This window comes from Pseudomonas fluorescens (assembly GCF_005938625.1).
Lineage (GTDB): Bacteria > Pseudomonadota > Gammaproteobacteria > Pseudomonadales > Pseudomonadaceae > Aquipseudomonas > Aquipseudomonas fluorescens_BD.
This window is the reverse complement of record NZ_VCNJ01000024.1, coordinates 1-23,311: the sequence shown is the minus strand read 5'-3', so window position 1 is coordinate 23,311 and position 23,311 is coordinate 1. Positions and strand designations below refer to the sequence as shown.

The 23,311-nt window shown below is 55.8% G+C and carries 15 protein-coding genes; 9 read left to right on the top strand and 6 right to left on the bottom strand.

All coding sequences use genetic code 11. From position 1 onward, the window contains the following. Positions 1-249: 249 nt before the first annotated feature. On the bottom strand, positions 250-510 hold the full coding sequence (locus tag FGA82_RS15340) for a hypothetical protein (RefSeq protein ID WP_141127719.1): 261 nt from the start codon (positions 508-510) through the stop codon (positions 250-252). Continuing rightward, positions 510-2,648 (bottom strand): S-type pyocin domain-containing protein, encoded by a 2,139-nt coding sequence (locus tag FGA82_RS15335; RefSeq protein ID WP_141127718.1) that lies wholly within the window; start codon positions 2,646-2,648, stop codon positions 510-512. Before FGA82_RS15335 ends, FGA82_RS15340 begins: the two co-directional genes overlap by 1 nt. Before the next feature lie 721 nt (positions 2,649-3,369). On the opposite strand from FGA82_RS15335, the gene FGA82_RS15330 reads away from it, so the two are divergent. The 4 genes from FGA82_RS15330 (at position 3,370) to FGA82_RS15315 (ending at position 12,937) form a co-directional block, all read left to right on the top strand. Then, complete coding sequence (locus FGA82_RS15330; RefSeq protein ID WP_141127717.1) at positions 3,370-5,163, top strand: DUF1302 domain-containing protein; 1,794 nt, start codon at positions 3,370-3,372, stop codon at positions 5,161-5,163. Between the two features lie 23 nt (positions 5,164-5,186). After that, positions 5,187-6,554, top strand: a complete 1,368-nt coding sequence (locus FGA82_RS15325) for a DUF1329 domain-containing protein (RefSeq protein WP_141127716.1) — start codon at positions 5,187-5,189, stop codon at positions 6,552-6,554. Between the two features lie 139 nt (positions 6,555-6,693). Then, entirely contained in the window at positions 6,694-9,252 is a 2,559-nt protein-coding gene (locus FGA82_RS15320; RefSeq protein WP_141127715.1) for a LuxR C-terminal-related transcriptional regulator, read from the top strand. Between the two features lie 169 nt (positions 9,253-9,421). Then, entirely contained in the window at positions 9,422-12,937 is a 3,516-nt protein-coding gene (locus FGA82_RS15315; protein ID WP_141127714.1) for a dermonecrotic toxin domain-containing protein, read from the top strand. A 52-nt stretch (positions 12,938-12,989) separates the two neighbouring features. Here FGA82_RS15315 and FGA82_RS15310 read toward each other — a convergent pair whose 3' ends face one another. Continuing rightward, complete coding sequence (locus FGA82_RS15310) at positions 12,990-13,778, bottom strand: IclR family transcriptional regulator (RefSeq protein ID WP_141127713.1); 789 nt, start codon at positions 13,776-13,778, stop codon at positions 12,990-12,992. A gap of 164 nt (positions 13,779-13,942) precedes the next feature. Here FGA82_RS15310 and hmgA point away from each other — a divergent pair, with 164 nt between their 5' ends. The 4 genes from hmgA to FGA82_RS15290 all read left to right on the top strand — a co-directional run bounded on the left by hmgA (position 13,943) and on the right by FGA82_RS15290 (position 18,710). After that, positions 13,943-15,247, top strand: coding sequence for a homogentisate 1,2-dioxygenase (gene hmgA / locus FGA82_RS15305; RefSeq protein ID WP_141127712.1), 1,305 nt, complete (start codon positions 13,943-13,945; stop codon positions 15,245-15,247). A 3-nt stretch (positions 15,248-15,250) separates the two neighbouring features. Next, on the top strand, positions 15,251-16,555 hold the full coding sequence (fahA, locus tag FGA82_RS15300; RefSeq protein ID WP_141127711.1) for a fumarylacetoacetase: 1,305 nt from the start codon (positions 15,251-15,253) through the stop codon (positions 16,553-16,555). 12 nt (positions 16,556-16,567) lie between these two features. Then, positions 16,568-17,203, top strand: coding sequence for a maleylacetoacetate isomerase (maiA, locus tag FGA82_RS15295; protein WP_141127710.1), 636 nt, complete (start codon positions 16,568-16,570; stop codon positions 17,201-17,203). A gap of 151 nt (positions 17,204-17,354) precedes the next feature. Beyond that, on the top strand, positions 17,355-18,710 hold the full coding sequence (locus FGA82_RS15290; protein ID WP_141127709.1) for an MFS transporter: 1,356 nt from the start codon (positions 17,355-17,357) through the stop codon (positions 18,708-18,710). A gap of 87 nt (positions 18,711-18,797) precedes the next feature. Here FGA82_RS15290 and FGA82_RS15285 read toward each other — a convergent pair whose 3' ends face one another. Continuing rightward, positions 18,798-19,601: a SirB1 family protein gene (locus FGA82_RS15285; RefSeq protein ID WP_141127708.1), complete on the bottom strand. Its 804-nt coding sequence runs from the start codon at positions 19,599-19,601 to the stop codon at positions 18,798-18,800. Between the two features lie 186 nt (positions 19,602-19,787). Here FGA82_RS15285 and FGA82_RS15280 point away from each other — a divergent pair, with 186 nt between their 5' ends. After that, entirely contained in the window at positions 19,788-20,807 is a 1,020-nt protein-coding gene (locus FGA82_RS15280; RefSeq protein ID WP_141127707.1) for a Leu/Phe/Val dehydrogenase, read from the top strand. A 2-nt stretch (positions 20,808-20,809) separates the two neighbouring features. Here FGA82_RS15280 and FGA82_RS15275 read toward each other — a convergent pair whose 3' ends face one another. Together FGA82_RS15275 and FGA82_RS15270 are read right to left on the bottom strand one after the other, a co-directional pair. Continuing rightward, positions 20,810-22,108, bottom strand: coding sequence for a hypothetical protein (locus FGA82_RS15275; RefSeq protein WP_141127706.1), 1,299 nt, complete (start codon positions 22,106-22,108; stop codon positions 20,810-20,812). Between the two features lie 35 nt (positions 22,109-22,143). Next, entirely contained in the window at positions 22,144-23,247 is a 1,104-nt protein-coding gene (locus tag FGA82_RS15270; RefSeq protein ID WP_141127705.1) for a nucleotidyltransferase domain-containing protein, read from the bottom strand. Between the last annotated feature and the right edge of the window lie 64 nt (positions 23,248-23,311).

Here is a 23,311-nt window from a genome sequence, read left to right as displayed (position 1 = left end):
GTGGCTAAAACGGCGCCCATAAAAAAGGCCGCTGCAAACGCAGCGGCCAAGGTAAGACGTTTGATCAAGGAGCGACAAATCACCCTGAGCAATAATTTCTCCCTAGCATTGGCAGCAGATTAGTGATTTCGAAGAAACGGCGCATCCAAGAACAATATTGGTGTGCTGAAAGAGATGATGGCGAATTTGTAGAAGTATTCGCTTTAAGGGGTGAGGCCACCAAGCTCGAGCTTGGCGGCCAACAACCCATTAAACGTATCGTTTTTCGGCCATGAATTTTGGAGCCTTCCAGTTGGGGCCTTTAATAGCTAAGCCTTTATCCCCGTGTTCCAGTACTCCAGACGCGATAAGTCGAGTGTAGGCATCCTCTAGGGCTCCATATTGACTGATCAAATCTCGGTTGTATTGTCTGATCATCATGTCCAGGTGCGGATTTGGTTTGAACAGTGAAAATACGGTGACGATGTCATCCAATGGTTCATTTTTCACAATTTGCTCAATGGTATTCATTACCAGATCTCCTTAAGCAACTTTTGGTACTCACGCTCTTCTTGCCGCCTTGCAGCTTCCAGCGCCTCTGGCGTATATAACAACGTTGGAGCATCTTTAAGCTTGTAATCCTCCAGTGTTGCAGTGTGGACGTTGTTCCATACGGAAGAGTCTTTATCGGGCATTTCCGTGTCGCCATATCCCAAGGCTTTAAGCCTTTCGAACTCTCTGATCTCATGAGTGTAGAAGCGTTTGTCGGTATCGGTTACCTCTAGTTCTCCTCGAAAAATTCGTTCTAGACGATCGATCATTATTTTATTTGCATCAGAATCTGGGAACTTTGAAGTGTGTAGCTTCACGATATCAATTCCGTTTTTTGCGATGATCGACGGTACCCAGTCCGAGCTTGTAACCGGTAAACCTGTTTCTTCGGGGTTGAAATCTCGCCCGCTGTGTTCCCCGTCCTCGACACCCCCGTACGGACTGCTGAACACCATATAAAGTGGCGCAATCCCCGAGTCATCGGGGAACACGATGACGAATCGTTCCCAACCTTCAACAAGGATCGGATTGAGGTCCAGCCGTCCTTCAATCGGAACAATAGGAGCGCCGGAATAGGCTGGCGCATCAGTCTCGGCAATGGGCGATACAGTCGAGCTGTTACCCGGCGAGATAGCGGGTGTCCAGGTCAGAAAGTCCGTCGGCGAATCTGGTAGCGCTACTTCATAAACATCATTCAGCAAGTCATAGGCCGCATTCAGAACCAGCACACTCGAGCGGATATGGAAGTCATCGCTTGTGGCGACGAAGATTTCCGCGCCAGCGCCGACCCGCCTTACGCCCAATCCCACGGGCAGCTCTAATGTGCCTTGCTGATCCGCTATTTCGCGCAATGTCTGAGGAGACTCCGGCGACAACTCCGCAAGTGGAACGCTCATGGAAAAGCGTTCGCCGTTGCCCAAGCGTGATGGCATTAACAGTGCCGCGAAACCTACCAGCACCGGACCGCTGATCAGCGCAGCGCCTGCCGCCTTCACGGCCAGTAATCCTGTGCGCATTGCGCTGAGAATTCCGGATGACGATGCCGGAGGAAGACGAATGGTTTTGGAGGCAAAAGACAAAACCGGACTGGTTGAAGCCACGGCTCCTGAAGCCGGATATACATGCTGGATCTCTGCTGAATGACCTTCCTGCTGGTTCGCTTCTACACGCTGCTCCATTTGCGCTTGGAGACGAGCTTGCTCGGCAGCAAACGCCTGTGCGGCTGCTTCAGCTTTTGCTTGTGCTTCGGCTAAAGCGCTCTTCAATGCCGCGATTCGCGCTTGTTCCCGAGCTTCAGCTCTCATTTCAGCAAGAATGCGTGCCAACTGGGCGGAGTATTTTGCCAGGTATGCATCCATATCCTGCTTTTTCGCCAGCGTGGCAAGTCGCGCCTGTTCACGGGCACGAATTTGCTCCTGCTCTTGACGTGCAGCTTCAGCAATTTCTCTTTGACGTTGCTGTTCTAAGGCAATCCGTGCGTGTTCTGCCGCTACTCGCCGAGCTTCTGCCGCCGCTTGTGCTTGCGCCTGATCATTTGTCTGAACGGCGGCCAGCCAGTTCTGCACGTTGACCTGTTGCTGGTTGAGCATCTGAATTGATTGCGCCAGCAATTTCGCTTCGTGTGCGGCTCTGTACGAGGCTGCCCAGGTCTGCATCGCAATTCCCCGCGCATTAACGGTTCTATCGATGCTTTGGGCTTTTCGAAAGTAGGCATGGAAGTCTTTATTAAGTGGGTCATCTCCAAAGAACTGATTTGCTTGTGCTGTTTTTTGATGAAATTCAGCGGTTTTTCTTTGAGTCAGGGTATGCCGTACACCCAGTTCACGAATGATTGCTTGCGCGGGAGGAAGCGGGTGGGTTGCGCCTTCCAGCCGCGTTGCGGCCAGATCCTGCTCGATTGATTGGGGCAGTTGCTCTGTTCGAGTTTGAAACTCACGAGCAGTTCTCAGGCTGTGGGCAGTAAACTCCCGAGAGTTGACTTGAACATTGTTAGGAATAGCAAACGTGCCGCTTTGGGAGAGGTTCGGTGATGTCCCTCGAATCAAAGGTGTGTTGGGGGGGGCTGTTGCTGTCGTATGAACAGCTTCGGTTAACACAAAGGGTGGAGGCTTTTGCATATTCATGTCCTTTTGAATGTGCGTGATAACTCGTTGGCAAGTCAGCGAGGCCGATAGTGACGTCCGTGTCACCAGCGAGGGGTTGAGGTGTTTCAAGTTACATCAGACTTGCGGTTACAAAATCTGAGAAGCCCGTAAGTAACAGGGCGTTGTTTCGAGAGGTTTTTCGCAGGCTAATAACAAAGCAAGGAGAATTCTTCTGCGCCGCAGGAAAGTTCCTACGTTGTTCTCGGAAAGTGTTTGCAGGTTGTAGGGATGACTTTTCAACAGGCATAAAAAAGGCCGCTGCAAACGCAGCGGCCAAGGTAAGACGTTGGATCAAGGAGCTACAAATCAACGTCAGTGAACACCGGGGCGATAAACCGAAGTCTTCGATTTATCTGAAATCTGTCAGCAATGGCCTGAGTTGCTCAAAGGCCAGTGCTTCGTGCTTTGCGGCGTGTCCCGTGAAAGCGCGTTCAGAATAAGGTCTTGAGCGCGTAGGAAAAATACCGATTCTGGACATGCACTGTTGCGGGGCATGCAACAGTCCCGTGATCCGATGTGCACCATGCGCTGCACTGATGATCCTCCATCCAGCCAATCCATGAACGGCGCAAAGCCGCGCCGCGCAAGGCCATTCATCCTTTCGAGCGACAACACGAATACCTCCTTGGTGCGCTTATCGACGCAATTGTCCGGCAGTAGGGTGGGGCCTTCTGTCACTCACCGGGGAAGACGCATGACAAAAACAACAATGCGCGCCATCTTCACACCGCAGGCGCTGGCAGCCGCGGTGGCTTTGGGTTGCTGCGCCCAGGCGCAAGCGGTTGCGTTCAACATTGGCGAAATCGAGGGCACTTTCGACTCGTCGCTGTCGATCGGTGCGAGTTGGGGCATGCGCGATGCCGACAAGTCGCTGGTCGGCACGGTCAATGGTGGTACCGGGCAATCCTCGACCGGTGATGACGGGCGTTTGAATTTCAAGAAGGGCGAGACCTTCTCGAAAATCTTCAAAGGCATTCACGACCTTGAACTCAAGTACGGCGACACCGGCGTCTTCGTGCGTGGCAAGTACTGGTATGACTTCGAGCTGAAGGACGAGGACCGCGAGTTCAAGCCGATCAGCGACAGCGGCCGCAAGGAAGGCGCGAAATCTTCCGGCGCACAAATTCTCGATGCATTCGTCTATCACAACTATTCCATCGCCGATCTGCCGGGCACCGTGCGCGCCGGTAAACAGGTGGTGAGCTGGGGCGAAAGTACCTTCATCGGCAACTCGATCAACAGCATCAACCCGATCGACGTTTCAGCGTTTCGCCGCCCTGGTGCGGAGATCAAGGAAGGCCTGATTCCGGTCAACATGCTGTTTGGTTCGCAAGGCCTGACCGATCAACTGACCGTTGAAGGCTTCTATCAACTGGAATGGGACCAGACTGTTCTCGACAACTGCGGCACCTTCTTTGGTGTCGATGTGGCGGCGGACGGGTGCAACAACGGCTACACCGTCGGCAACCCCGCAATCGCACCGTTTGTTCCGCTGACCCAGGCCTTTGGACAAGGCATTCAGGTGACTCGCGAAGGCGTGGTGATTCCTCGTGGCGGTGACCGTGATGCGCGGGATTCCGGGCAATGGGGTACGGCGTTGCGCTGGCTCGGTGACGACACTGAATACGGTCTCTACTTCATGAACTACCACAGCCGTACGCCGACGGTAGGCACCACCACGGCCGGTCTTTCGACGCTGGCGGCATTGCCGGGTATGGTCGGGATCGCCAATGGCCTGGCCCCCGGCAGCGGCTCCGGTCTGGCGCAGAGCGTCATGCTCGGACGTGGTGGGTATTACCTTGAATACCCGGAAGACATTCGTCTCTACGGCGCAAGTTTTTCCACCACATTGCCCACCGGCACTGCATGGACTGGCGAGATCAGCTACCGCCCGAACGCTCCGGTGCAGGTCAACACCAACGACCTGACACTGGCGCTGCTCAACCCGATTGCCGGTGGCACGGCGTCGCCACTTTCGACCTCACCAGGAGCGGACAACAAAGGCTATCGGCGCAAGGAAGTCACGCAGATCCAGAGCACGCTCACGCACTTTTTCGATCAGGTCTGGGGCGCTCAGCGTTTGACCCTGGTCGGTGAAGCGGCGGTGGTGCGGGTCGGCGGTCTGGAGTCGCGCGACAAGCTGCGTTATGGCCGCGACTCGGTGTATGGCCAATACGGTTTCGGCGGTGACACTGATGGTTTCGTCACCTCGACCTCGTGGGGCTACCGCGCCCGGGCGATCCTCGATTACGCCAACGTGATCGGCGGGATCAACCTCAAACCCAACCTGTCGTGGTCGCATGACGTCGCCGGTTACGGCCCCAACGGCCTGTTCAACGAAGGCGCGAAAGCGATCAGCGTCGGCGTCGATGCCGACTACCGCAACACCTACACCGCGAGCCTCAGTTACACCGACTTTTTCGGTGGTGACTACAACGTCCTCGAAGACCGTGACTTCGTCGCACTGAGCTTCGGCGTGAACTTCTGATCTGCCCGAGAAGGATGACTGCAATGCGCAAAATGATTCTGCAATGTGGTGTGCTGGCCCTGAGTCTGCTGGCGGCCAACGTGATGGCGGCGGTGTCGCCAGACGAGGCCAACAAACTCGGCACCAGCCTGACGCCATTGGGTGCCGAGAAGGCTGGCAACGCTGACGGCTCGATTCCGGCATGGACTGGCGGCATTCCGAAAAACGCCGGTGCGGTGGACAGCAAGGGTTTCCTCGCCGACCCGTTCGCCAATGAAAAACCGCTGTTCACCATCACCGCGGCCAACGTCGACAAGTACAAGGACAAGCTCTCCGACGGTCAGGTGGCGATGTTCAAACGCTACCCGGAGACCTACAAGATCCCGGTCTATCCGACCCACCGCACCGTCGCCGCGCCAGCGGAAATCTACGAGTCGGCCAAGCGCAGCGCGCTCAACGTGACCACCATCAACGACGGTAACGGCCTGGCCAATTTCACCGGCAACCGCTACTACGCGTTCCCGATTCCGAAGAACGGCGTCGAGGTGTTGTGGAACCACATCACCCGTTATCACGGCGGTAACGTCAAACGCATCATCACTCAGGTCACTCCGCAAACCAACGGCAGTTACACGCCGATCCGCTTCGAAGAAGAGATCGCCGTGCCGCAATTGATGAAAGATCTCGATCCGGAAAAAGCCGCCAACGTGCTGACCTTCTTCAAGCAGTCGGTGACCGCGCCAGCGCGGTTGGCCGGTAATGTGCTGCTGGTGCACGAAACCCTCGATCAGGTGAAGGAACCGCGTCTGGCGTGGATCTACAATGCCGGCCAGCGCCGCGTGCGTCGCGCTCCGCAAGTGGCCTATGACGGCCCGGGCACCGCTGCCGATGGCCTGCGCACCTCGGATAACTTCGACATGTTCTCCGGTGCCCCGGATCGCTACGACTGGAAACTTGTCGGCAAGAAGGAAATGTACATCCCGTATAACAGCTACAAACTCGATTCGCCGAGCCTGAAATACGACGACATCGTCAAGGCCGGGCATATCAATCAGGACCTGACCCGCTATGAGCTGCACCGCGTGTGGGAAGTAATCGGTACGGTCAAACCTAGCGAGCGGCACATTTACGCCAAGCGCCACATGTACATCGACGAAGACAGCTGGCAGGTGGCGCTGGCGGACCACTACGACGGTCGCGGGCAACTGTGGCGTGTCGCCGAAGGGCATGCTCAGTACTACTACGATCACCAGGCGCAGGCCTACACCCTCGAAGCGCTCTACGACATCATCGCCGGTCGCTACATTGCCCTGGGGATGAAGAACGAAGAGAAGCACAGTTTCGAATTCGGCTTCGAAGCCAAGGCGGCTGACTACACGCCATCGGCCTTGCGCGCAGAGGGCGTGCGGTAACGGTTCCGATACATCGGCAGGGCAAAAGGCGACCGCACGGTCGCCTTTTTTATGGTCGTCAATCAGCGTGCTGAATACTCGTCAACAAGCGCACAGGAGAGGGCTAGGGTGAGCGCACAACGATAAGAAGGCTCACCCGATGACCGCCATGACCGCGCGCCTGGATCGACCCGGATTTCTGCCCAGACTTTCTTCACATCATCAGCCTCGCCCTCGATTAAGTGAGCCTCTACTGACATCGGTGGCGCGGATCAGGCTGATCTGCGCGCCAGCCGGCAGTGGCAAAAGCGCGTTGCTCTCGGAGTGCCTGGCACAGGCGCCGACGCATTGTCTGGTGCACTGGTTGCCATTGATGGGCGCGTCTTTGAGTAGCGGGGAACTCTGTCAGCGGCTTTGCCAAGTGTTGGGGCTGGCAGAAATGGATGAGGCACAGTTGATTACTGCTTTGGCACGCTGGTCGGCACCCACCTGGCTGTTTGTCGACGACTACTGTCGGCTGCCCGCCCCGGCACTCGATGCGCTGCTGGACCGCTTGCTGGCGCACAGCAGCCCGGCATTGATCTGGTGGATCGGCACGCGTCGGCGCCCGCAATGCAATTGGCCACGGTTGCTGTTGGACGACGAGTTGTATGAGTGTGAAAGCGCAACGCTGGCGCTGACCCAAGACGAAATCGCCCAGGCCCTGAAGCATTTGTCAGCGGAGCAGGCCGCCAGTGTAGCTGTGCGGATCGTTCATCGAACCGGTGGCTGGTGCGCCGGCGTGCGCATGGCGCTGCTGCAAAAATGCGACTGGGCGCAAAGCAATCAACCGCAGCAGCGGGTCGAGACGTTACTGGATTATCTGCAGCACGAACTGTTCAGCAGTCTGACGCCGGAGTTGGCGGAAGTCTGGCGCGTGCTGGCAAACCTGCCGCGCTTCAACGCTGAACTGTGTGAGCACTTGTTCGGAGCCGGGGAGGGCGCGGACTACCTGCGAACCCTGCAAACGCTGGGTTGCTTCATCGAACCCTGGAATGACTCGTCCCAGTGGTTGCAGATCTTTGCACCTTTGGCTCAAGTAATGCGCGATGAGCGCTGGCCTGCGGCCCGCTCATGGCATCGTCGAGCATGCCAATGGTTCGCGGCTGCCGGGGACTGGCGCTCGGCTTTCGAGCAGGCGTTGTTTGCTGAGGAATTCGAAACGGCAATCAGTCTGTTGCAGCACTTCAACTTTGAGCATCTGTTTGAAGAGCAAACGGTGGTGCTGTTGTTGCGCCTGCATGAATATCAGGGCGAAGGATTGACCTTGGGATCACCGCAGTTGGTCGGGCTGATTACCGCAGCTCTGCTGTTTGCCGGCCGGTTCGAACAGGCCACGCAGTGCATCGCGCATCTGGCGAGGTTCATGCCGCAACCTTCGGCGGCACTGGAGCGACAACTGCTTGCACGCTGGCAAGCGCAACAAGGTTGGCTGATGCATTTACAAGGATGTATGACGCCTGCGCGTGAACTCTTTCAACAAGCTCTGGACGCGCTCGATGGCGATGCCTGGGCCACAAGGCTGCTGTGTCTGTCAGGGCTGACTCAACAAGCCTTGTTATGCGATGAACTCGAAACAGCGCACACCATCAGCCGCGAAGCGTTGCGTCTGGCGCGGGCACAAGGCTCCTTGTTGTTTGAAGGCTTGCTCGAACTTGATCACGCGCAGTTGCTTGAACAGCGTGGAACTCCCGCCCGCGCTGACAACCTCTTGCTGAGCATCGAGCAATTGCTTGGCCAGCGCGCCGAGCGGCCATCACCGCTGCTCGGTCGCATCGCAATACGTCGTGGTCGGTTGGCAATGAGTATGGGACTTGAGGAGCAAGCCACTGTGCTGTTCAAACAGGGCCTGGAGGATTGTCTGCGCAGTCACGATAAACGTGTGCTGCATGCCTATCTCGGGCTGGCGCAAATTGCGGCCAATCATTGCGAATACGCGCAGGCGTTTGAGCGGTTGCACGAAGCTGAACGGTTGATGCAGCAGCGCCGAATTCCAGACACGGTTTATCGTGGTGTTTTGTTACAGGTCAGTAGCCAGATCTGGCTGCAACAGGGGCGGGCGCAGTTGGCGCATGAGGCGCTGAGCCGGGTGCTGCGTCACTATCAACCACCGAACGCATTGCAGGCACCTCCGGCGACAGTTCAATTGATTGCGCGTATTCAATACTTGTTGATATTGGCCACGGCATTTTTGCAACGGGGTAGTGACCTGCCAGAGCAACTTCAGTTGTTACTGGATACAGCACGCAAGTGCGGGGCGCAGACACTCGAAGCGGAGTTGCATTTCGCCTTGGCCGAGGTGGCTTTGCTGCACAACGATTCGTTACAAGTGGTTGAGCATGTGCAATGCGCATTAAGGATCGTCCGGCGCTCAGGGACGCAATTGCTGATACGGCAAGTCACTCTGCGTTCACCGAAAATATTTGATCCGACAATAGTGCCGGACGAAAAGCAGTACGTTACAACTCAACCTGAAGCCGAAAGTTCACTTAGTCAGCGAGAGTTGCAAGTGTTGGCATTGATTGCGACAGGTGATTCCAATCAACAAATTGCAGAAAAACTTTTCCTCTCATTGCATACCGTAAAAACACATGTCCGAAGGATTTATATAAAGTTGGGGGTGATGCGCAGGACTCATGCCGTGGCGAAGGCCAGAACATTGGGTTTGATGTTGGTGTGAGGTTGTTAAATATTGTTGGTTGTAGCATCAGGGGGTATTGCTGTTGTGGTTAAACACTGTTGGAAACAGTGCTGTGGGTATCTTTCTGCTCTGGATCTGAATTAGTTTGATTTGGCGAGGCAAGTTGTAATTGGTCACTTGTCATCATCAAGCTGATAGGGGTTTTATTGTGGAAAATAATAAAGAAGTCGAAGGTGAAAGTCTGCGTGAAGTGGGAAAAGCCCTGGAAAGTATCTCGCAAGAGTTGAAGCTTGCTCCGTCATTCTCGGTAGTACTGCAGGACACTTTGCGTGAGGCGTTATGGAAAGTCTCGGAAGGCGCGCGGCTAAGCAGCCTGTTTGTCAATGTCGTGGCGGGCGCCAGGCCGAAAAATAAACAGCCAGTCGGACGTTTGCTGGATGTCGCGCATGAGTGCCTGCGAAGTGGTCGGGCGCCAAACTATGATGTCAATGATTATGGCGTTTTCGATCACCCGAGTTTTACCAGTCGTGAAGATTTGCTTGCGCAAATCCCGATCCTGGCAGTTGAAAAACTGCTAGCAGATTTGCTGAAGCAGCTTGCAGTTGATTACACGGCCTCTGTGCGCAAGTACTGGGAAAACCCGACTGTTCAAAAAGCCGGCGGGGCTTATCCCCAGTTATCGCGCAAGTCTGCGCTGGGTGTTCTCGAAGCTGGCCTTTTCACTCGCGAACTGGAGGCGTTGGCGATTCAGGGCCTCATCACTGCGCAAGAAAGGGCACTAATCAGTACAACAGTACAAGCGGGTCTGACGGGCACTTGTTACGGGGTTTTTATTGAAGGCCAGAATGGCAAATACATTGAGCAGAACACGATGTTTGTACTGCCCCTTAAAAAGCCTGTTTACGAACAATTGGTTTCAGGTGAGCAGGGCGCTGTTGTGCTGTATAGCGCAAGTCTCGGTCTTGAGGTGTTTTCCTCCACGTCGACACTCGAACAGACGCTACTAAAACGACTGGGCACTCTGGAGACTCAGGAGGAATTTCTGCAAGCACTACCGCTTAGTGAACGAGCGGGATTTGCCTATGTTCCCGCTATTCGCTTTTTGAAAGTTCGCGCGAATTTGTTTGAACGCTTCGTGGATAAAAGGCTCCAGACGATGTACGGCGACGTCACTGGGTATCTGCAATCCATCGGTATGCCAAGTACGGATTATGATAAAGTTGTTGTCGCTGTAGAAAACGCACAATCCTTGCCAGCTGTTATTCGCCAGGCGAAGCAACGCCAAGTAGAACTGCTTAAGCATATAGAACGCAATGCTTGGCCTCACTGGTTGAAGAGTAGCTCCGATGTCAATCGGGAAGTCTATGTTTCTCTGAAAAAGCAGTTGCTGGAATCCGAGGTCAAACACCACGATGTCACTCACGGTGTTTCTTCCCTGAAAGACTATGCGCGGTTAGTCGTAGAGGACTTCATATCGCCGGGTAAAGATGAACGAATCGACCCGGACACCTTATTCGTGAAGGTAACCCATACCGTGCCTCTGGCGAATGGCAAGAAAGTGGAGCTCATCGAGCGCAAAACACTGACTCAGGCCTTTATGCACGGTACTCACGATTTGGCAGGGCAATATCAGATCGTTCCGGAAGTCCCCAGCAGTCTTCCAAAACTGAGCCCTTCCAGCATCCTCCGTGCCATCCAGGCGTTGAATGTTCGTGTTGCTTATACTTCGGCGCAACGCCTTCTTCACTCGACAGAAGAGTTTTCCGAATCTCTTCGAGAAGTTTTTGGTCGCCGAACTGCGCTATCCATGTTCTCGGCGATCCTGCAGAAGCACGTGAGTCCGGCTGCGCAGGATCTGGTGACGCGTTACAACCTCGGCGACGTATCGATTGAAACGCTGGGCGTGGCACTCAAAAATTGGTTCAAACCCTTCAATGGTTTGCTGGTTTATCGCAGGAAAGGTGTGGCAGCCGATCGTAGCGTTCATGTCCTTCATATGCCGGGTTCGCCAGTCGGGCAGGACTGGTTCGAGTTCGCTGACCTGAAAAGTTTGCAGCACAAGTTGGCGCAATGGGCGGCCAAACCTGAAACCTGGGCGTACATGCTGAATCAGGCACACGCCAGCGACAGTGACGAGATGCAACGTGATTATCTAAGCAAAAAACCATTTGAGATGCTGGACGAACGGTGGTGGTCGAAGATTAAGTTGGTTGATTTAGCCGAGAAGGGGCCTTTGTTCGGCGCCGTTAAAAATCACATCATGTGGAATATCGATCAAACCGAAGTCGCTACCCCCCAATGGTACAGAAAGGCTAATTCGAGCGATCAGCAACTACTCAATCGTCTGAATCATGATTTCAAGGCTATTCATCATCATTCCCGGGAGACACTGGCGGTCGAGCCGTTCAAACAATTTGCCAGTCAGCTGGTGAAGAAGGAGCTGAAGCAATATTTTGCTCGGACAGGTTCATCTGTGGACATTAACCCTGATGAGATCTGGGTCAACTTTCACGCCGATTCGAAAATCAGCCTCACCGATCTGTTTATTCAGTGGCAAACGTGGCGCAGTGACGTAAGCGCGTTTGAGAAATTTTTCACTTGGGTGAACCCTCTATTGGCCGGGCCTGGTGAATTGAGAGAGCAGCTCAGAAAAGCCACTTTCTGGACGTTTACCGGTCAGCGTATTGACCAGCTGAATGCCAGTGTTATCAATGATCTGATCGATCTGAGACCCGGTGAAAAGTATCTTCAATATCTGAAGGACAAATTCCTCAATGCGTCCGATGTTGACCTGAAGTCAAACCTGTATCGAAAAACAAAACAAAACGAAATGCTTCGCGCTGCATTGATACAGAAAATCAAAGGCGAACTGTCGGTCGACCAATACAACTGGTTGCAGGGACTCATTAACGGATTTGATCGGGATCTGCCTCGTCAGGGCATCATCACCACGGGTGGGAAGCCGGGCATTGGCGTTTACGAGTTCACTCTTAGGGGACGCGCACTTGTCGGGGCTTACGTTTTTGGGCGCAAAGTCAGCGGGCGTGATGAGTTTTTTGTCTATATTCCCGATACGCCTGATGGCAAGGATTTCTTCCCTGTCCAGGAACTTGCTGGTCGATTGAAAAGCGTGACCTTCAACAAAAAGGTCTTGAGCCTCGCTCGTCTGGAACATCAGCAGGAAGTGAAAAACCTCCTGAACACCTACTGGGACTCGATCCCGGTAGCGACCAGCAATCCAGAATTGACCAACAGTTATCCAGTACTGGCTTTCAAACAGGAGTACCTGGCTAAAATCGGGCAACTCGTCGCCGATGTGGATTTTCAGACGACCAGTTATCTGGAAGCGCTGTGGAAGGATGTGAGGGTACTGGCCGAATTTGCCCTGGATGTGGCTTCGATGTTCGTTGCGCCACTTGGCCTGGCACTGACCGTACTGCGCATTACTCAGTCGGTTGTGCTGGGCATTGTGGCTTCCAGTCAGGGCTCGGATGAGGCTGCGAACGCACACTTTGCATCGGCGTGGCGAGGGGCGATTCTGTTGTACGTTGGCAAAGTGGCGGCGATCGGCGCGCCCGTGAACCCGATTGCTCTGCTATCGAGCGTCAGGGATTTCGCCGATGTCATGGCAGGCGTCACCGGTGTTGAAGTCAGCATCAACTACGTGACAGCAATCACCGCACCTCCTGCGGTCGTGAACAGCACCACTCGCCTGCTCAACTGACAGGTGAAACCGCGCGAGTCACGGCCCTCGTTACTCGCTCGATTGGCGCAGTTCAGGCTGGCAGAGGCTCATAGCCCATCCGCCAACTCACGGCCCGCGTCGCCGCCAGCAAGCGCTGCGCCGCCGGGCCGTTTTCGTCGGCGTGGAACAGCGAGGTCGGGCCGACGATGGTCAGCACGGCGGCGACCTGCCCGACAGCGTTGAACACCGGTGCGGATAACGCATCCACACCCGGCATCAGCAGACCATGCACATGATGCAGACCGCGTTCGCGGATTTGTTCGCACAGGGTTGCGTAGGTTTTTTCGTCCTTCAGCGGATGATCCACTGTGGCAATTTCCCGATCACGCAACTCATCTGTTTCCCGATGCGGCAGATAGGCGCTGAACACCAGCCCCGTCGATGAACTGAGCAGCGGCAACACTGAACCCAATTGCGTCACCACCGTCACCGCGCGCACGGCCGGCTCGATGTGCACCACGGTTGCGCCCTGATTGCCCCACACCGCCAAAAAGCAGGTCTCGTTGAGTTCGTCGCGTAGTTCGGCCAATGGCAGGGCGGCGACTTTCAGCACGTCCATACTGTTGAGGGCGGCCAGGCCCACGCGCAGCGCTTCACGGCCCAGACCGTAATGGTTGGTTGCGGCGTTCTGCTCGGCGAACCCCGAGGCGATCAATGCCTGCAGATAGCGATGCACTTTGCTCGCCGGCATCTGCACATGTTCGGCCAGTCGCGACAACGAAGTGGACGGCGACAACTCGGCCAAGGCCTTGAGGATGTCGGTGCCGACTTCGGCGGAGCGGACTTTCTGTTTGCCGTTGCTGTCGCTGGTTTTTTCCATGGTGCGGCCGGGTTCCGAAACGAATGGGCGTCTTTATAGCTTGACGCCGGATAGCGAGCAAATTACGTTATGCGTAATCGAATTACGATAATAACAACCCCGGCGTGCCGATACCTCTGAGCCAGAGCGATGGGCCACTGCCGACTCCCTGTTCAGGAGGCTCCATGAACCTCGATTCAACCGCTCAGGCGCTGGCGTACCAGTCCGGCTTCGGCAACGAATTCAGCACTGAAGCGTTACCCGGCGCGCTGCCCGTCGGCCAGAATTCCCCGCAAAAAGCCCCGTACGGCCTCTACACCGAATTGTTTTCCGGCACCGCGTTCACCATGACTCGCAGTGAAGCGCGGCGTACCTGGATGTACCGCATTCAGCCGTCGGCCAATCACCCGGCCTTCGCCAAACTGGAACGGCAACTGGCGGGCGGCCCATTGGGTGAAGTAACGCCCAATCGCCTGCGCTGGAACCCGCTGGAGATTCCGGCAGAACCGACCGATTTCATCGACGGACTGGTGAGCATGGCCGCCAACGCCGGTGCCGAGAAACCGTCCGGCATCAGCATCTACAACTACGCCGCCAACCGTTCGATGGAGCGCGTGTTCTTCAATGCCGACGGCGAACTGCTGCTGGTGCCGCAACTCGGCCGTCTGCGCATCGCCACCGAACTGGGCGTACTGGAAGTCGCGCCACTGGAAATTGCCGTGCTGCCGCGCGGCTTGAAATTCCGCGTTGAACTGCTCGACCCGCAAGCACGCGGTTACGTCGCCGAAAACCACGGCGCGCCGCTGCGCTTGCCGGATCTCGGGCCGATCGGCAGTAACGGTCTGGCCAATCCGCGCGATTTCCTGAGCCCGGTCGCCGCTTACGAAAACCTTCAGCAACCAACCACACTGGTGCAGAAATTCCTCGGTCAGTTGTGGGCCACCGAACTCAATCACTCGCCGCTGAACGTGGTCGCCTGGCACGGCAACAACGTGCCGTACAAATACGATCTGCGCCGTTTCAACACCATCGGCACGGTGAGTTTTGATCACCCGGATCCGTCGATCTTCACCGTGCTGACTTCGCCGACCAGCGTGCACGGCCTGGCCAACCTCGACTTCGTGATCTTCCCGCCGCGCTGGATGGTTGCCGAAAACACCTTCCGGCCGCCGTGGTTTCACCGCAACCTGATGAACGAATTCATGGGCCTGATCCAGGGCGAATACGACGCCAAGGCTGAGGGCTTCGTGCCGGGCGGCGCCTCGCTGCACAGTTGCATGAGCGCCCACGGTCCGGACGGCGAAACCTGCACCAAAGCGATCAACGCCGAGCTCAAACCAGCGAAAATCGACAACACCATGGCCTTCATGTTCGAGACCAGCCAAGTGCTGCGCCCAAGCCGCTTCGCCCTCGACTGCCCGCAACTGCAATCCACTTACGACGCCTGCTGGGCCACGCTGCCCGCCACGTTCGACCCGACCCGGAGATAATCCATGACGCAGAATTCCATCACCCGCAGCTGGGTCGCTTCGGCCAATGGCCACGCTGATTTCCCGTTGCAAAACCTGCCGCTCGGCGTATTCAGCATCGCTGATTCGGCACCGCGCGCTGGCGTGGCGATTGGCGAACACATCTTCGATCTGCAAGTTGCTCTGGAAGCAGGGCTGTTCGACGGTGCTGCACGTAGCGCCGTCGAAGCCATGCACGGCGGCCAGTTGAACGCGTTCTTCGACCTCGGTCGCGAGGCACGTGTTGCTCTGCGTACGCGCCTGTTGGAACTGTTCAGTGAAGGCAGCACGCATCGCGGCAACATCGAAGCCCAAGGTGCAAAATTGCTGCCCCTGGCCGCCGATTGCCAACTGCATCTGCCAGCACGCATCAGCGACTACACCGACTTCTACGTCGGGATCGAGCACGCGCAGAACGTCGGCAAACTGTTCCGTCCGGATAACCCGCTGCTGCCGAATTACAAGCATGTGCCGATCGGTTATCACGGTCGCGCCTCCACCGTGCGCGCCTCCGGCACCGACGTACGTCGTCCGAAAGGACAGACCTTGCCGGCCGGTCAGACCGAGCCGACGTTTGGCCCGTGCGCACGTCTGGACTATGAGCTGGAACTGGGCATCTGGATCGGCCAGGGCAACGAGATGGGCGATTCGATCGCCATCGGTGACGCCGCTGATCACATCGCCGGTTTCTGCCTGCTCAACGACTGGTCGGCGCGCGATATCCAGGCCTGGGAATACCAGCCGCTGGGTCCGTTCCTGTCGAAAAGTTTCATCACCAGCGTCTCGCCATGGGTTGTAACTGCTGAAGCCTTGGAGCCGTTCCGCACCGCGCAACCGGCGCGCCCTGAAGGTGATCCGCAGCCACTGCCATACCTGTTCGATAAACGTGATCAGGCTGGCGGTGCCTTCGACATCGAACTGGAAGTGTTGCTGCTGACCGAAGGCATGCGCGAGCAGAACCTGCCGGCTCATCGCCTGACCCTGAGCAACACCCGCTACATGTACTGGACCGTCGCACAAATGGTCGCGCACCACAGCGTAAACGGTTGCCAGTTGCAGGCTGGTGACCTGTTCGGTTCGGGCACCTTGTCCGGCCCTGAAAACGGTCAGTTCGGCAGCCTGCTGGAAATCACCGAGGGCGGTAAAAAGCCAATCGAGCTGGCCTCTGGCGAGGTGCGTAAATTCCTCGAGGACGGTGATGAAATCATCCTGCGCGCTCGCTGCGTCCGTGATGGTTTTGCTTCGATCGGTTTCGGCGAATGCCGCGGCAAAGTGCTGGCGGCGCGCTGACAGGAGCGGGTTATGGATCTTTATACCTATTACCGTTCGACCTCGTCGTACCGGGTGCGAATTGCGCTGGCGCTCAAAGGTCTGGACTACCAGGCGCTGCCGGTCAATCTGATCGCACCGCCGGGTGGCGAGCATCGGCAAGCGGCGTATCTGGCGATCAATCCGCAGGGCCGGGTGCCGGCCTTGCGCACTGACGAAGGCGGTTTGCTGATTCAGTCTCCGGCCATCATCGAGTACCTGGAAGAACGTTATCCACAGGTGCCGTTGCTGCCTGAAGATCTGCTCGCCCGTGCACAAGTGCGCGGCGTGGCGGCGGTGATCGGTTGCGATGTACATCCGCTGCATAACGTCAGCGTGCTCAATCGCCTGCGCCAGTTGGGGCAGGACGAACCGCAGGTGGTCGAGTGGATCAGTCACTGGATCGGCCAAGGGCTGGCGACAGTGGAGCAGTTGATTGGCGATGAGGGCTTCTGTTTTGGTGAGTGGCCGTGCGTGGCGGATGTTTACCTGATACCGCAGTTGTATGCGGCAGAGCGGTTCAATGTCTCGTTGGATGAATACCCGAAAGTCCGTCGCGTTGCCGCGCTGGCAGCTGAACATCCGGCGTTCATCAAGGCGCATCCGGCCAATCAATCAGATACACCGTAACTGATCGTTCCCACGCTCTGCGTGGGAACGCATCCCGTGACGCTCTGCGTCACAGTGGACGCAGAGCGTCCCCGGCGGCATTCCCACGCGGAGCGTGGGAACGATCCGGTTGCCACACCAAAAATCATAAAAACAAAACAGGTACCTTGCGATGCACAACCAGATCGCCAGCTTCCGCGCGGCACTCGACGCCCGTCCTGTGTCCCGCTATCAGTGGTTACTCTTGATCCTGCTTGCCTTGCTGTTGGTCACCGATGGCTATGACGCCCAAGTGCTCGGTTACGTGGTGCCCGCGCTGGCACAGGACTGGGGCCTGGAAAAGTCTGCGTTCGGGCCTGTGTTCAGTGCCAACCTGCTTGGCCTCACCCTCGGTTCCCTGGCCGTCACGCCGCTGGCTGACCGCTTTGGCGTGCGGCGGATTCTGCTCGCCTGCGTGCTGATCTACGCCACGCTGACGGTGCTGATGGTTTTTGCCGATTCCTTGAACACACTGATGATCGCGCGCTTTATCTGCGGCATCGGCATGGGCGGGGCGATGCCCAGTGCCATGGCGCTGATGTCAGAATATTCGCCACCGCGGTTGCGCACCTTGATGGTGACGCTGGCGGCGTGTGGCTTCTCGTTCGGGGGCGCCGCGGGCGGTTTCGTCGCCGCCGGTTTTATCGACCAGTTCGGCTGGCAAGCGGTGTTCCTCGCCGGTGGCGTCACGCCGTTGCTGCTGTTTCCGTTTCTCTGGTGGATGCTGCCGGAATCGCTGCCGCGCCTGCTGCGTGATACACCACCGTATGCGCGACTGCGCAAAGTCACCGTGCGCATGCTGCCGGATTGGCAACCGCCCGTTGCCAGCGTCGAACAGAACGAGCGCGAGCAGGGCAGCAAACTGACCGTGGTCGAGTTATTCCGCAACGGTTACGCACGGCCGACCTTGCTGATCTGGGCGACGTTTTTCGTCAGCCTGATTCTGCTGTATTTCATGATCAGCTGGCTGCCGACACTGCTGCTGGAAAGCGGTCTGAAACTCAACGAAGCCAATCTGGTGACGTCGATGTTTCTCTTCGCCGGCACTTTGGGCGCGATTTGCATGGCCTGGTTTGCCGACCGCTTGAAGCGCAAGGTTCGTTTGTTGTCAGCGGTGTTGGCCGGTGCGGCGCTGTGCACGATTCTGCTCGGTCTCAACCACGACAACCCGCGTTATCTGGTGGCCTGCGTCTTCGCTGCCGGGTTCTGCATCATCGGCGGGCAACTGACGCTGAATGCGTTTGCCAGCAATTTCTACCCGGCGCATGTGCGTGCGACCGGCACCGGTTGGGCGTTGGGCGTGGGGCGCTTCGGTTCGATACTCGGGCCGCTGTTTGGCAGCCTGTTGTTGGCGATGCACATTCCGGTGGCGCAGATTTTCTTCTTCTGTGCGATTCCGGCGGTGATTGCTGCGTTGCTGATCATTCAGGTGCGCTCGCCTTCCGAAGGAAGTTCGGCAGTTGGAATGGGGATATCTGTCGAATCCTGAAGAGCAAAAGATCGCAGCCTTCGGCAATTCCTACATGGGAATGCATATATCAATGTAGGAGGTGCCGAAGGCTGCGATCTTTTGTGTTTAATGGACGACGGAATTGGGCGGCAGGTGCCCGAGGCGTTCGGTCAGTCGCAGGCGTTGAATCGGGTCGTCGCTGAGCATCAGCGCATGTTCCAGATCAAAGCGCTCGGCATTCGGACAGTCGAGCCGCTGATAAAGGCTGGCTCGGGCCAGGTAATCAGCGGCTCCGGCGTCACCCAGTTCGAGCACGCGTTCGGCATCGATCAGCGCAGCGATGAAGTCATCATGCGTCAGGTGTAACTGGCGCAGGTTGCGCGACAGGCGCTGAAGCATCTGCTGGGGGGAGGCGGTCAGTAGATGCTCGGCATTGAGTTTCATGTTCGGCCCGTATTGGCGCTGCAACAGTTCGCGACAGTCATTGGGGTACAAGCGCCGGCCACCGCACGGATCAAGCAGGTGATCGGCGCCGGGCACCCGCAACAGGAAGTGTCCGGGGAAATTGACGCCGACCAGAGGAATCTCCAGAACCCGCGCGAGCTCAAGAGCAATCAGCGCCAACGTCAACGGCTGGCCGCGACGCGTCTGCAACACTTTGTGCAACAGCGCAGCCTGCGGACGCAGTGGTAAAAAGTCGTCCTGTGCAAAGCCCAGATCGGTCATGCGACGTAACAAGGGTTGCGCCAGCTCACTCACCGGCAGCATCGGCAAACCGTAGCTGACCCGTTGTTGCAGATCTTTGAATTCATGCAGCAGCGCTTCGGGGTCGACCGCTTTTTCGTGCTCGGCCGCCATCCACAGCGCGGCTTCGAACAGCGCGGGCGGTGAACGGTGCAGGCATTCGAAAAAACGTTGACGCGCACTCATCGAAATCTCCGGGGAATGCCTCGTTTTAGCCCGGTCCGTGCCATTCGTCCAGTACCCCCGCTGCGCAGGTTTACGGTTATGCCGCAAAGCCGTGGTCTGCGCAGGCGCTTATTCCGGTGCGCTCCAGCAATTTTCAGGCGCAGGCCTATACTGGCGTTCTACAAGAAGTGATTCGGGAGCCCAACGATGTTTGCGCTCATGCAAAGCACTCGCCTGGAATCGCTGCACCTTAGCGTCGATCCGGTCACCGGGTTGAAGGCGGTCATTGCCATCCATAACAGTCGCCTCGGGCCAGCCTTGGGTGGATGTCGTTATCTTGCCTATCCCAATGACGAATCGGCTGTCGAAGACGCCATCCGCCTTGCTCAGGGCATGAGTTACAAGGCCGCACTGGCGGGGCTGCCGCAAGGCGGTGGCGTTGCCGTGATCGTGCGTCCGGTGCATGTGGAAAACCGTGGTGCACTGTTCGAAGCGTTTGGCCGTTGTATCAATCAGCTTGATGGTCGCTACATCACCGCGATCGACAGCGGGACCTCGGTGGCGGACATGGACTGCATCGCTCAGCAGACCCAGCATGTCACCAGCACCACGTCGGCCGGTGATCCCGCACCACACGCAGCCATGGGGGTGTTTGCCGGCATTCGCGCAACGGCGATGGCTCGGCTGGGCAGCGACAATCTCGAAGGTTTGCGCATCGCGATTCAGGGCCTGGGCAATGTCGGTTTTGCCTTGGCCGAGCAACTGCACGCCGCCGGGGCAGAACTGCTGGTCAGCGACATTGACCACGGCAAAGTACAACTGGCGATGGAACAACTCAACGCTCACCCGATCGCTAACGACGCGTTGCTCAGTACGCCGTGCGACATCCTTGCACCGTGCGGTCTGGGTGGGGTTCTGAACAGCCACACCGTCACGCAATTACGCTGTTCGGCAGTGGCAGGCTCTGCCAACAATCAGCTGACACATCTGGATGTGGCCGATCAACTGGAGCGCCGCGGCATTCTTTATGCCCCCGATTATGTGATCAATGCCGGAGGCTTGATCTACGTCTCGCTAAAGCATCGCGGTGAAGAATTGACCACCATTACCGCGCATCTGTCGAAGATCAGCTCTCGACTCACCGAAGTATTTGCCCATGCACAGGCGGAAAAACGTTCGCCGGCGCGGGTGGCCGACGAGTTGGCCGAGAAGGTGTTGTATCGTTGACCCTAAGCTGAGGAACCCAGTGCTGTAGTCGATTTTCTTTCGATATGCACCACGTACATCGCAAGTAACAAGAAGCAGACAAAATAGGACGCACTGTAGGTGGAGAGCAAAGAGAAGGCCGTTTTGCTTTCCACCCCTTGGTAGAAAACGCTGCCAACGTAGATCAGGTAAATGGCGGCGTTGATGACAATTTGTGGAATGACGGTGTTACCAAGTGCTCTGATGTGTGAGCTGATCAACATTAACAATCCAGTGGCCAGAAACATGGAAGTGATGCTTTCCGTGAGGTAAGTGTTGCCGGCTTGCATGTCATTACTTACACCAAAAATCATCAGAATGGAGTGACCAAAACCTGCGAATAGCATCAGTGGCATAACCATGCTGGCCGTCAACAGGATGAAGGCGTCAATGTTGAGTTTTGAACCCGGTTTTTTAGTGATGTAGATGCTGTGGATCTGTGTAAAGGCCGATACCGGAATTGTCATCAATGTAACGACGCTGATGGCAATTGAAAAAATCGAGACCAGGTCCCTGTCAACCAGGAAAAGTTTTTTGTTGACAATGAAGAATGCGAGTCGTTGTAACGATAAGCCTATGCCTGTTGGGGCACCTAGCTTGAATAATTGCAGACAGAGGTCAGGTTGAACATGGCCGCTCCATAAATCCCGTTTTAATGAAATGTATAAGTAGTACGCAAACTCTATGACAGCGCAAACAAGCATGAGCCGTACAATGGCCAATGAAGAGTTCTCGGCAGGCGCGATCAGGAATATGAGTGTTGCTGAAGTGATCAGCGGTACAAAATTGATCAGGCGTGCTTTACTGCTGGTCTTGTCCTTTATGTGGGCTTCAAAAAAACTGTTGAAAAAGCTCGTGAATATGTAAACAGCAATATAGGTCAGGTAAGTGAATTCAAGAGCGGTAGCGCGGTAGTGTAATGGCAGGGTTTGCACTTCTTCCGAAGAGAAATATATGATCGTCACACAGGCGCATATTACAAATGTTGCCGATATTGCGGCAATTAAAAAGGAGGATATGAAAATTTCCTGAATGCCGTGGTTGGGATGCCTGCTGGTCAGGTTTCCAATGGCCATAAACATGAATGTTGCAATGGTCGCTGGAAAAATGAAGGCGGCGGCGATGTAGCTGAAAAATGCAAACTCATCAATATTCTTGTTGGCAAGAAGTATTCCGATGATCGACATGCTTATGTACGGGAAAAATCGATTGGCCGTGAACTTTAATATGTTCTCCCGGTAGAACGAAAAATACCCGTCTTTTATTGTTATCATGCTGCTCATGATTCTGCGCACCTTTGCTCAGGTTTTACTCAAGGTCATTGGGGAGCAAGCAAGAAGTCGAAGTCATGACTTACGATATTTATGGCCTTGGCATTTCCAAATGATGTTAAAAACTCAAACGTGCTGTCGAACGGCAAGCCGAGTAACTCCCGGGCCTGGAATGCCAGATCCGTTGTTGTTTGCTGGTTGTCGATCAACGCCCACAACACTGCAGCCGCCTCGGGAAGTTCCAGAACCGGAGTTCCATCCATAATCAGATAAAAACGTGAGTGACTGTTGACTACCCGGCCAAGCCTGTCTTTGAAAACCGTCGATGCGACGTAACGCGTGTTTGTGGTGAAGAGTCTGGACGGCGTAAAAAACGCTTCATCCTCTATGTGTTTCTGTAGAATGCGATTGTCGCAAATCAGTTGGTGGAGGTTTTTGACATCCTGAATGTAGCTGTCTATCTGACGGGTATGCTGACATGGAACATGGCTGATGAGCTCGATGTAATGTGTAAATGCCAAGTGCTCGTCGCCGAGTAAACGTGTGGCATAACGCATCTGCCATTTTTCCAGGATAGACGTGGCGCCTTTCATTGCCAGCAGCATATTAAAACTGTGTTTGAGGGCGTTGTTTGCACTGAGGGACGCAGAGCGTTTGTCGCCGGTCATGATGAAGCCATTGCAAACTTTCAGTGAGCGTTCGGCGTTTAAAAAGCACATTTCAGTCAGGTTGGCCCTGAATGTTTCTATATCAAATCGTGTTTGCAATTCGTGAAACCGCTCCGTCGTGGTGAGCCCGATGCCCGAGTAAACACGATGGCACAGCAGTAATTCATAGTTTGTTACGCTTGCCAGATCCTCTCCTCGCTGGACAAACAATAGCGTGTTTTCCAGTTTCGCGAGCGTGATGCTGGTAATTTCTATCGGGCGATCATTATCAATGACGAGAGCCTCAGACTCTTCGCAGGTGTCAAAAACAGCATAGACATCGTAGTCCGAGTTGGGCGTTGCGATACCTTCGGCGACTGAACCCGAGAGAAAGCTGAATAATGGTTGTTTTTTATCTAAAAAAAATCTGGCCACCTCGGCAGCGACGAATTCAATTTCTTCAGTAGAGGGCCGAGTTTCGTTTTTTGCGGTCATAGATGTCATTGGACTGATTCCTGGAGGCATGGGTCAGTAGTCTTTAAGCACGGCGACCCGCCAGTCAATATAA